The sequence below is a fragment of the Sneathiella sp. genome, from assembly GCF_029233945.1.
Lineage (GTDB): Bacteria > Pseudomonadota > Alphaproteobacteria > Sneathiellales > Sneathiellaceae > Sneathiella.
This window is the reverse complement of record NZ_JARGOQ010000033.1, coordinates 33,404-42,480: the sequence shown is the minus strand read 5'-3', so window position 1 is coordinate 42,480 and position 9,077 is coordinate 33,404. Positions and strand designations below refer to the sequence as shown.

10 protein-coding genes are annotated in these 9,077 nt (G+C 50.4%); 9 read left to right on the top strand and 1 reads right to left on the bottom strand.

What is annotated here, in order from left to right:
- Nucleotides 1-101 precede the first annotated feature (101 nt).
- The 4 genes from P1U71_RS11865 (at nt 102) to P1U71_RS11850 (ending at nt 4,296) form a co-directional block, all read left to right on the top strand.
- On the top strand, nt 102-695 hold the full coding sequence (locus P1U71_RS11865; protein WP_301105818.1) for a TetR/AcrR family transcriptional regulator: 594 nt from the start codon (nt 102-104) through the stop codon (nt 693-695).
- 300 nt (nt 696-995) lie between these two features.
- Complete coding sequence (locus P1U71_RS11860; protein WP_301105817.1) at nt 996-2,861, top strand: 2-oxoacid:acceptor oxidoreductase subunit alpha; 1,866 nt, start codon at nt 996-998, stop codon at nt 2,859-2,861.
- 1 nt (nt 2,862) lies between these two features.
- Nucleotides 2,863-3,879 (top strand): 2-oxoacid:ferredoxin oxidoreductase subunit beta, encoded by a 1,017-nt coding sequence (locus P1U71_RS11855; protein ID WP_301105816.1) that lies wholly within the window; start codon nt 2,863-2,865, stop codon nt 3,877-3,879.
- 87 nt (nt 3,880-3,966) lie between these two features.
- Nucleotides 3,967-4,296: a TraR/DksA family transcriptional regulator gene (locus P1U71_RS11850; RefSeq protein WP_301105815.1), complete on the top strand. Its 330-nt coding sequence runs from the start codon at nt 3,967-3,969 to the stop codon at nt 4,294-4,296.
- A gap of 10 nt (nt 4,297-4,306) precedes the next feature.
- Here P1U71_RS11850 and P1U71_RS11845 read toward each other — a convergent pair whose 3' ends face one another.
- Nucleotides 4,307-4,594: a DUF6460 domain-containing protein gene (locus P1U71_RS11845; protein WP_301105814.1), complete on the bottom strand. Its 288-nt coding sequence runs from the start codon at nt 4,592-4,594 to the stop codon at nt 4,307-4,309.
- Between the two features lie 218 nt (nt 4,595-4,812).
- Between P1U71_RS11845 and P1U71_RS11840 the strand changes: the two genes are divergently transcribed.
- The 5 genes from P1U71_RS11840 to flaF all read left to right on the top strand — a co-directional run bounded on the left by P1U71_RS11840 (nt 4,813) and on the right by flaF (nt 8,763).
- On the top strand, nt 4,813-5,199 hold the full coding sequence (locus P1U71_RS11840) for a flagellar biosynthesis repressor FlbT (protein WP_301105813.1): 387 nt from the start codon (nt 4,813-4,815) through the stop codon (nt 5,197-5,199).
- A 346-nt stretch (nt 5,200-5,545) separates the two neighbouring features.
- Nucleotides 5,546-6,349 carry a flagellin gene (locus P1U71_RS11835; RefSeq protein ID WP_301105812.1) on the top strand — a complete coding sequence of 268 codons (804 nt, stop codon included), beginning with the start codon at nt 5,546-5,548 and terminating at the stop codon, nt 6,347-6,349.
- A 115-nt stretch (nt 6,350-6,464) separates the two neighbouring features.
- Nucleotides 6,465-7,250, top strand: a complete 786-nt coding sequence (locus P1U71_RS11830; RefSeq protein ID WP_301105811.1) for a DUF1217 domain-containing protein — start codon at nt 6,465-6,467, stop codon at nt 7,248-7,250.
- A 235-nt stretch (nt 7,251-7,485) separates the two neighbouring features.
- The gene (locus tag P1U71_RS11825; protein ID WP_301105810.1) at nt 7,486-8,286 is read left to right on the top strand and encodes a flagellin; all 801 of its coding nucleotides are present in this window, start codon (nt 7,486-7,488) and stop codon (nt 8,284-8,286) included.
- A 69-nt stretch (nt 8,287-8,355) separates the two neighbouring features.
- Nucleotides 8,356-8,763, top strand: coding sequence for a flagellar biosynthesis regulator FlaF (flaF, locus tag P1U71_RS11820; RefSeq protein WP_301105809.1), 408 nt, complete (start codon nt 8,356-8,358; stop codon nt 8,761-8,763).
- The last annotated feature ends 314 nt before the right edge of the window (nt 8,764-9,077 follow it).

The following is a 9,077-nucleotide window of genomic DNA, read 5'->3' as shown; positions in this document are numbered from 1 at the left end:
GTGATTGATCGCATACGAAATCTTCTCGAAAAATAAAGTTGCCGCCTATCGTTGAAGCGGGCATAACAGTCATTATAACAACTGTTTGTTAGGACCAGCCCGTGACTGAAAAAACACGCGCCCGCGAGGAAGGTCTCCATCGGAGCGACAACCGCCGACAAGAATTGATGGCGGCGGCGGCGTATCTGTTTAATCAGCGCGGATATGATGCAACTTCGATGCGGGATATCGCCCGCGAAGCCGGTATGCTGGCGGGATCGATGTATTATCATTTTTCCTCCAAAGAGGACCTGATCGTCGCGACCTACGAAGAGGGAAAGCGTCTCATCAGCACGGCGGTGCTGGAGGCAACCGATGGAGTGGAGGATCCTTGGGAACGACTGACCCAGGCGGCAATCGCCCATATGAACACCTTGTTCGGCGGCAATAACTTCTCCATCCTGTTATGCGCCGACATCTCCCGGACGGCGCCAACCTTAAGAAGCCGCCTTATCGAAATACGGGACAGCTATGACAAGCTCTTCATGGACCTGATTGAGGATTTACCGCTTGCCGATGATATCGATAAAGGGCTACTGCGTCTGAACCTGCTGGGATCGCTCAACTGGTCCACCAGCTGGTATCGCCCTGGCGGTCAAACACCGGCGCAAATCGGTGCCTTTTTCGTAAGAGTTATGAGAGATGGCTTGGCGTAAGTGCTGGAAAGATAAATTTTACATATTTAATATGTGAATAAATAATTTCACATTATGAATAAGAAAATAGTATTGCGTTCCAATCAAAATCCCCTATATCTAAAACTAACATGATAGCTATCGTGCACTAAAAACAGCTATAGTCGTGATAGTGACAAATTAACGTCCAACAAATTGTTGTTGTTACAGCAAATGGTAATATAGGACGTTGATTGCAGATTCAAAATATGGCTAAACTAAAGGCATTGATGGGGTTTAGAGCCAAGGCCTCTCCTCATTTGCTTAACGCGGGTAAGAAAGTTGAATGAATTAAAAATCAAGACGGACCCGGCGCTACGGAAAGAAGTTTCTTCCGTCGTCATTCGGTTCGCGGGCGACTCTGGCGACGGAATACAAATTACCGGCAGCCGGTTTACTGACACGACTGCATTGGCCGGGAACGATCTCGCCACCTTTCCAGACTTCCCGGCGGAGATTAGAGCGCCCGTTGGGACGACCTTCGGTGTCTCCGCTTTTCAGATCAACTTCGGCTCGCGGCGGATTGAAACAGCAGGAGATGATCCCGATGTTCTGGTCGCCCTAAATCCCGCCGCCCTGATGGTGAACCTCGCCCGTCTGAAGCCGGGGGGAATGATCATCATCGACAGCGGCGCTTTTACCGATCGGAACCTTAAAAAGGCCGGATATCTTGAGAACCCACTCGAAGATGCCTCGCTTGAGGCCTATACCGTGCTGGATATCAATATTACCAAGCTGGTGTTGGAAGCTGTTAAGGAATTCGGCCTGTCACAAAAGGAAGGACTGCGCTGCAAGAACTTCTGGGTTCTTGGCCTTGTCTACTGGATCTATGGTCGTGACCGAAGTGATACGGTTGACTGGCTGAGGCGAAAATTCGCGAAACGCCCGGACATCGCCGATGCCAATATTGCCGCCCTGAACGCTGGTAATATTTACGGCGAAGCTTCGGAAATTGGCGGCCTGACGCAACTATACGCAATCCCGGCGGCGGTGATGCCCCATGGGCTTTACCGCACCGTTACGGGCGGCGAAGCGCTGGCCTGGGGCTTGGTCGCAGGCGCGGAGCTTGCGAATTTAAAAATATTCTTTGGGTCCTACCCGATCACGCCGGCCTCCCCTGTCCTGCATGCGTTGGCAAGAATGAAGCAATTTGGCGTAAAAACATTTCAGGCCGAGGATGAAATCGCCGCAATATGTTCGGCAATCGGTGCTTCTTATGCGGGTTCGCTTGGCATTACCTCTTCATCCGGTCCCGGCATTGCCCTGAAAGGTGAGGCAATCGGCCTTGCCATCTCGACGGAACTTCCCCTGATTATCGTGAATTCCCAGCGCGCCGGCCCGTCAACCGGCCTGCCCACAAAAACGGAGCAATCAGATCTGTATCAGGCAGTATATGGTCGTAATGGTGATGCACCGCTTGTCGTGCTGGCAACGCATGGACCGTCTGATTGTTTTGAGGTTGCCATTGAAGCCTGCCGCCTTGCCACAAAATATATGACCCCTGTCATGCTGTTGACCGACGGATACATCGGTAATGCGGCGGAGCCATGGCTGATTCCTAATGTGGCGGACAGGGAGGCATTTCCGAAAGCATTCGAGACAAATGCAGAGGGCTTCGAGCCCTATAATCGCGATCCGGATACATTAGCCCGACATTGGGCCGTTCCGGGTACGCCGGGCCTTGAACATCGGATCGGCGGGATTGAGAAGGAAGACGGATCGGGTAATATTTCCTATGAACCCGCAAACCATCAGCGAATGACTGACCTGCGGCGAGATAAAATCCTGAATATCGCGAATGATATCCCTGAACAGGCCGTCGAGAATGGCGAGACAAGCGGTAAGCTGGCCATCGTCGGATGGGGGTCGACCTATGGGCCGATCAGCCGCGCCGTCGACACCAAACTGGCGGAAGGCAAGGAAGTCTCCCATATACATCTTCGTCATATCTGGCCGTTACCCCGTAATCTTGGTGATCTGCTGCGTGGATTTGACAGGGTTATTGTTCCGGAAATGAACGATGGACAGCTTAAGACAGTCCTGCGCGATCAATATCTGATCGACGCGCAACCTTTGACCAAGGTGACGGGACAGCCCTTTAAGATTTCCGAAATTGAACGCGCCATCGACGCAGCATTGGAGAACTGACATGAATGTTGCCGTGACAAAAGACAAGTTAAAACCTGCCGATTTCGCTTCGGATCAGGAGGTACGCTGGTGCCCGGGCTGCGGCGACTATGCGATCCTGAAGGCCGTACAAAGAACCCTGCCCGATATTGACACACCAAAGGAAAACTATGTGTTTGTATCCGGGATCGGCTGCTCATCCCGCTTCCCTTATTACATGTCGACCTATGGTTTTCATACAATCCATGGCCGCGCACCGGCATTCGCGACCGGTATCAAGATCGCCAACCCGGAGTTGGATGTCTGGATGGTAACCGGCGACGGGGATGGCTTCAGTATTGGCGGAAATCACATGCTTCATGTGCTGCGCCGAAACGTCAATATGCAAATCCTGCTCTGCAATAACGAGATTTATGGTCTGACCAAGGGGCAGTATTCGCCGACATCGGGAGTGGGCTTGCGAACCCCTTCCTCCCCGGATGGGTCAGTCGATACGCCATTGAAACCACTTGTATTCACCCTTGGCGCTGGCGCAAGGTTTGCGGCCCGTGGCTATGATACGCAGAAGACCCTCCCTGACATTCTCAAGCGCGCCCATGCGCATAAAGGGACGTCGATGGTGGAAATCCTGCAGAACTGCATTGTTTATAACGATGCGGTTTTTGACAATGTTCTCGCCCGCGATGTGGCCGCCGAAAAGCAGCTACATGTGGAACATGGCAAGCCTATGATCTTTGGGGCGGAAAAGAACAAGGGCATTCGCTTGAATACACAATCTCTGACGCTGGAAGCCGTGACGATCGGCGAAAACGGTGTCACGGAAGCAGATATTCTGGTTCATGACGAGACGAACCGCTCCCTTGCGACATTGATTGCGGATATGGACGGCCATGACCTGCCCGCCGCTTTTGGTGTCATCTATTGCAACCCGACGGCCACCTATGAAGACGGCATTACCGAGAAGCTTGAGGCAGCAAAGGCCAACGGCAAGCCATCTTTGGATGCCCTTCTCCGACAGGGTCATACTTGGGAAGCGTAAGAGCAAGAAACAGCAATTTGAGCGGGCCGGTTAGAAGTGACCGGCCTTTTCTTTGCGTCAACCTTTAGATTGTCATAGCCTGAACCCATGACGGAAACAGATCCAAAGAAAGCCCTTCTCGAACGCCGGGAGGAACTACTGTCAGTAATGAAGGCCAGCACAGAAGGCCGCCGCCCTGTGGAGCTTGATCAGACCCGCGTAGGCCGCCTTTCCCGCATGGATGCCCTGCAAGGCCAGGCAATGGCCCAGGAGACCGAACGGCGGCGCAAGAACGAGCTCCAACGGATTGATGCTGCCCTCTCTCGAATTGAAACGGGCGATTACGGGTATTGCGTTACCTGCGGCGAGGAAATTTCGGCAAAGCGCCTTGCTCTGGATCCCAGCACGCCACTGTGTATCGATTGCGCAAACCGATAACGATCAGCATCTAGTCCTGGTTTTTAGAAGAGGACGACATATTCCGGCGGCTCTTCCGCTGAAGATAGTTCAGGCCCGCAACGATTGCCCAGATAGGAATGACAATAACCGCACCGAGCAGAATATAATCAGCCGCCCAACGCACGGTATTCAGTGCCGTAGAGTAGATCTGACCAATCGTTCCGGTTAGATCCTTCAACAAATCGAGCGGTGTAATATCAAACAAGGTCAGGGCCCAGCCGACGATAAAAGAAAAAATAACCAATTTAATGATCAATGAGCCGATATTTCTTGGCATTTAAAATCCTCTAATATAGGCGGCATAGTGCAGGATCCGGCGCGCGCTATCATGTGCAATCATATAGGCCACCCCAAGGTCGTGACCAGAAATTATTTACTCTTCGCATTGAAGCGCGCTAAAATCCGATAATTACGGGTCAGGATACAATCCTATTTTGCACAATTTGTGACTGTTGTTATAGTGGGCAGTGTAGTCCCAATCTGGAGACAAGTTCCATGTCGTTAAAGTTTCGTATTCCCGCCGGCGAGAAAATTGTCGTCAATGGCGCCGTTCTTACAAATACAAGTAACAAAGCTATGCATTTTTCATTGGAAAATGATGCGTCCATAATGCGCGAGCGGGACATCCTCCTGCCGGAAGATGCTAAAACGCCATTGGAAAATGTCTATCTCTATGTGCAGTTGATGTATATAGAGCCGGACAGTCACGAGGCGCATCACAAAAGCTTTCAGGACGCCGCGCAGATCGCCTTTCTTTCCACGGCTGACAATGATGAGCGGAACCGCGTCTTTGAAATTGTCGGCCTTGTCGGCGAGAAAAATTACTACGCAGCCCTTAAATTGCTTCAGAAATATTTTAAGTCTGCGGAATCAGAGTCATAAGAATCAACGGAATTGCGGTATTTTTCTCCCGCAATTAACAGGTTGATTCAATCGTTTTTACCACGCATAGCGATGATCACTGGCATCTGCTTGTATAGACTTTATCTTTTTTATAAAAAATATTCACCCCCCGATCAGGCCCAGAAATCGCAGTTTTCTGCTCATTCCTGCGCGGCGCAATGCGTATCAGGGCCAATTCTCCCCACCTGAAATGGCCAAAGAAGCGCCGGTTAATCTTTTGTTAGGAATTCACGGAGATAGTCAGGGCACGGTTTCGAAGTAGACCGGGGCTCAAAAGAGCCGATCCGTCGCAGATGCGACAACTCAAGAATGAGGATATATTATTATGGCTTCTATTAATACTAATGCAAATGCAATGTCTGGCCTGCGTATGCTTAACATGACGCAGACTTCCCTTTCCAAAACCCAAAGCATGCTTGAAACTGGCCTAAAAGTTAACAGCGCTAAAGATGCGCCGGCCACGTTTGTTATCGCGCAGGGCATGCGTTCTGAAATTGGCGCTCTTGGCGCTATCGGTGAAGGTATTGCCTTCGGTGAAGCAACAATCGGAGTTGCGATGGCTGGTGCCACGGAAATCCTGAAACAGCTGTCCGAACTTGAAACCCTTGCCACTCAGGCCCAGAACGATGGTCTTGATGACGCCATTCTTTCGGCTCAGGCTGTTGAAGTTCTGGCTCAGATTACAGCTATTACCGCTGGTTCAGAGTTTAACGGTGTCAATCTGATCAACAACGCCGGTACCGACGTACTGACGGTTCCGACCGATCTGGCCGGTAGCACGATGACGTATACCGCTACCAATCTTGATGCCACTACTCTTTCTCTGACAACTGACTTTTCAGACGCAACCAACATTGGGATAGCTTTGACAAACATTGCTGCCGCACAGACGACTGTCGGTAACGCATTGACAGCTATTGGTACTTTCGCAAGTCGTCTGGAAAGCCAGGGTGAATTCACTCAGCTTCTGACCGATACGATGAAGGAAGGTCTTGGCGTTCTCGTTGATGCGGACATGGCGGCTGTTGCTGCGGAATTGACTGCATTGCAGACCAAGGAACAGCTGAACATCCAGTCTCTGAGCATTGCCAACCAGGCACCTCAGTCGATCTTGGCTCTGTTCCGTTAAAAGAGCTCTCCTAATCAAAGAAAGGCGGCCCTCGTGGTCGCCTTTTTTCGTTAACGCCTCCTTAACGAATGACCCGTTATGATGGCGCTGAAAAGATCTTTAACCAGGTTCAGATATGCAAGTATCGGCAAATAATAATCCGCTATTATGGTACAAGCTGGCTTACGAGCTAAAAGACGCACATATGAAAGCGTTCGAGGCTCAGCCAACTGTTGCCCGGGACCTGGTGACCTTTAGCGAAGATATTACGAACATTAAGTCCGTCGACGACCTGATGGAGAATCGCACTGTCCTAACGATGGTTCTCTCTGCTTTTCAGCTGGAGAGTGAAATCGATAAGCCGGCGATGGTTGAAAAAATTCTTACCGAGCCGCCATCCGATGATGAAAGTCTCGTCAATCGACTGGCGGAGCCTCGCTGGACGAAGCTCGCGAATGCTATGTATGCGCTTAACAGTGATCCTGATTTTTTTCAAAAGCAGGAAAATGTTGATGCTATTTTGACGGGCTACCGGACCAACGAATATGAGAAATTTGAAGGCGAGAATGCAGACGGCGTACGGGAAGCCATGTATTTCAAACGTCTTGCCGGAAATATTGAAACGATTGAACAGGTTATTGCCGACAAGGCGATAATGCAGGTTGTTCGCGTTAGCCTTGGCCTGCCGGAAAGTTTTCAGGCGCTTTCCTTCGACCAACAAAAGGAACGTCTGGAAAAAATGGTCGATCTTGAGGATTTCAAGGACCCTCAAAAAATCGACGAAATTATTAATCGCTTCCTCGTTTTTACGCAGGTCAATAATAACGATCCGACCGCTAATCCAATGCTATCGCTCTTCCAGCCAATTGGCACCGGCGAGTTTGTAGGTCCGCAGCCGATCCAGATAGACTTGTTCGTCTAATTCTGCGGCCAATCGGCCCCGCATGATCCATATATGCCGGGTATATTCTTCACAGCTAAGAAATTTATTCCTATCCGCGGCGTAATCTAGGCCGTCTTTTCCCTGTTCAAATAGCCATAAATAAGACCAAAAATCCCAGTTTTCTGGGATTTTTCAAACTGGCACGCCCTTTGCTTCTGTAGCGCTGAGTGAATTTGCGTTTTTGGTAACGCAGGAAACTACAGGAGAAAACAAAATGGCTGCATTTTCTATTAACACCAACTCAACGGCGATGGCAGCGCTTCGCACATTGTCAATGACACAAACGGCCCTGAGCCAGACTCAGCGTCAGGTCGAAACCGGCCTTAAAGTTGCGGAGCCTAAAGATAACCCGGCTTCCTTTACGATTGCCCAGACAATGCGCGGGGATATCTCTGCTCTGGATGCAATTGAAGAAGGTCTCACCTTCGGTCAGGCAACAGTCAGCATGGCAAACGCCGGTGCCTTGCAGATTTCAAATATTCTTATCGACATCAACCAGAAAGTTACTCAGGCCTTCAACGATGGTCTCGACGTGACGGTTCTTCAGGAAGAAGTCGATGCCCTGCTCGCGGAGATCACCTCGGTTGTCGGAACAACTGTCTTCAATGGTGTGAACCTGATTGATGGTGTCAGTCCTGACCTTGATGTCTTGACCGGTCTGGGCGGTGTTACACAAACAGTTGCTGCGCAAGACTTACGATTGGTTACCTTGGGTCTTGTGGGACTTGATCTGACTGATCCAGCCACCTCCCTTGCCGCCGTGGATACTGCGGAAGGTTTGGTTGGTGACGTAATTACGACATTGGGTACGGCCGCGAACCGTCTTGATAGTCAGGCTGAGTTCACACAGCTGTTGACAGACAAGCTTAAAGAAGGTCTCGGTATTCTTGTTGACGCTAACCTTGCAGAAGCAAGCGCCGAATTGCAGGCCCTGCAGACCAAGGAACAGCTTGGTATCCAGTCCCTTTCGATTGCCAACGCGCGGCCACAGTCAATTCTTCAGCTTTTCCAGTAATTCGTAAGAGTATCGTAAGAATTTTCGTAAATAGTAGATTTTACTATCGGAAATGGATGAGAAGAAGAAATGTCTGTAGCTGCTTACCAAAAAGCCAACCAGAATGCCGAAAATCCCCGACAAACCGAGTACCGGGCTTTCGCGCTATTCACTCGTGCCATGGAAGAAGCTGACAAAGAAGATAATGTAATGGAGCGCATCCGTGCTGTCGCAAACAATCGGCGGCTCTGGCTCACCATGCAGATGGATCTTCTGTCAGAGGAGAATGCGCTCCCCGACGATCTAAAAGGTCGGCTTCTTTCCATCGCATTCTGGGTTGGTCGCTACAGTCTGCAAGCCATGAAGGGCGAAGCATCGGTTGCGCCGCTCATTACGGTCAACAAGCAGATCATGGAAGGCATGAAACCTCAGGATCCGACGAAGAACCCTGAAACAACGCCTCCACCGTCCGGGCTTGATAGCAAACTATCTCTCTAAGCCAGCCCACCAACACCGCCCAAGCGATACATGCTCCGGTCAAGATCAGAATATCTTGATAGCTGCCCTCGCCGCCTCAAGATCGAAGCGACAGGCCACTGAATTACGCAACGTATCACCTCCAAATTTTGGCCATCTTGAAGCCTATCTCAATGCACCTGCAATGGTTATACTCCGTGACTAATTGAAGTTACGCGGAGAACGGAACCTATGAGTTGGGAAAAAGAAGCCGAAGAAATAAAAAGAATGCGTATCGCAGCACAGGCTCAAGGCGGCGATAAAGCCATTGAGGCCCAGCATGCCAAAGGCCGCCT

What these genes read in the sequence shown, in the direction of transcription:
- P1U71_RS11855 (WP_301105816.1), top strand. Translation starts at nt 2,863, where the DNA reads ATGAATGTTGCCGTGACAAAAGACAAGTTAAAACCTGCCGATTTCGCT.
- P1U71_RS11850 (WP_301105815.1), top strand. Translation starts at nt 3,967, where the DNA reads ATGACGGAAACAGATCCAAAGAAAGCCCTTCTCGAACGCCGGGAGGAA.
- P1U71_RS11845 (WP_301105814.1), bottom strand. Translation starts at nt 4,594, where the DNA reads ATGCCAAGAAATATCGGCTCATTGATCATTAAATTGGTTATTTTTTCT.
- P1U71_RS11840 (WP_301105813.1), top strand. Translation starts at nt 4,813, where the DNA reads ATGTCGTTAAAGTTTCGTATTCCCGCCGGCGAGAAAATTGTCGTCAAT.
- P1U71_RS11835 (WP_301105812.1), top strand. Translation starts at nt 5,546, where the DNA reads ATGGCTTCTATTAATACTAATGCAAATGCAATGTCTGGCCTGCGTATG.
- P1U71_RS11830 (WP_301105811.1), top strand. Translation starts at nt 6,465, where the DNA reads ATGCAAGTATCGGCAAATAATAATCCGCTATTATGGTACAAGCTGGCT.
- P1U71_RS11825 (WP_301105810.1), top strand. Translation starts at nt 7,486, where the DNA reads ATGGCTGCATTTTCTATTAACACCAACTCAACGGCGATGGCAGCGCTT.
- flaF (WP_301105809.1), top strand. Translation starts at nt 8,356, where the DNA reads ATGTCTGTAGCTGCTTACCAAAAAGCCAACCAGAATGCCGAAAATCCC.